The sequence below is a fragment of the Citrobacter sp. MGH 55 genome, assembly GCF_016906145.1.
Classification (GTDB): domain Bacteria; phylum Pseudomonadota; class Gammaproteobacteria; order Enterobacterales; family Enterobacteriaceae; genus Citrobacter_A; species Citrobacter_A amalonaticus.
Map to the genome: position 1 here is coordinate 1161403 of NZ_CP070239.1, position 539 is coordinate 1161941.

Genomic DNA, 539 nt, shown 5'->3' on the forward strand with positions numbered 1-539 from the left:
CTGGGGTTTATCCGTTCTTTCGGCTGGTTTGGTGCCGTGGCAATGAGTGGCAACCTGTCGCAGGCAAAATACCATAATGGCAAAACGATGAACGGCTTTAGCGCATCGGTGAAATATGCCCGTGCCTTAGGGGAAAACGCGAATTTACAGATAATCGGTTATCGCTTTAACTCAGAAAATTACATTGACTACGCGGATTTTAACTATCGCTATTACAATCTGTTAAACAACAGACCCAAACAGCGGTATGAATCGATTATCACCTATCAACTCCCGGAAATGAATGTGTTCTTAAACATGTCAGCCTGGAAGGAAGATTACTGGGACAGTTCCAGTGAGGTAGGGGCAAACGTAAATCTCAGTAAGAGTTTTAATAATATATCAGTCTCTCTGAATGCCGGATATTCCAGACTGCAGGGGATGGAAAGTGATTATAACGCCGGGGTATCCCTTAGCGTACCCTTCAGCGTGTTTGATAAATCGCACTACAGCTTCTCTGGCATAAACTATGATCGTCGTAATGGCACGAATTTCAACAC

1 protein-coding gene is annotated in these 539 nt (G+C 44.0%); it reads left to right on the forward strand.

Features of this window, described 5'->3' with window-relative positions:
* Positions 1–539 (forward strand): fimbria/pilus outer membrane usher protein (locus JTI98_RS21095; protein ID WP_252869617.1); only part of this gene is annotated, 539 nt, incomplete at its 3' end.